Source organism: Lactobacillus sp. C449L (assembly GCF_059900815.1).
In genome coordinates, this window is record NZ_JBWXGA010000445.1 from 1 (window position 1) to 395 (window position 395).

At 70.4% G+C, this 395-nt stretch carries 1 protein-coding gene; it reads left to right on the plus strand.

Features of this window, described 5'->3' with window-relative positions; all coding sequences use genetic code 11:
- Positions 1 to 23: 23 nt before the first annotated feature.
- Positions 24 to 395: DUF418 domain-containing protein (locus AC2JF9_RS10205; protein ID WP_500727536.1), on the plus strand; the 372-nt coding region annotated here is incomplete at its 3' end.

Genomic DNA, 395 nt, shown 5'->3' on the forward strand with positions numbered 1-395 from the left:
TCATGGTCCTGGAGGCGTTCAGCATGATGCTGGTCGGCGCCGCCCTCTTCAAGCTCGGCATCATCCAGGGGGACCGGCCGCGGGCCTTCTATCTGCGCCTGACGCTGGCCGCCTATGCCGCCGGCTTCGCGCTGCGCGCCGCCGCCGCCTATGACCTCACGCGCTTCCACGGTGGTCCGGAGATCGGCCACTTCACCTATGAGGTGGCGCGCGTCGCGGTGACGCTCGGCCATATCGGCCTCGTCAACCTGCTGCTGGCGCGCGGCACGCGGCTGTTCCGGCCGTTCGCGGCGGCCGGGCGGGTCGCGCTGTCCTTCTACATCGCGCAGACGCTCCTGACGCTGTGGCTGATCTTCCCGCCGTTCGGGCTGGCGCTCTACGGCGACCTCGGATGG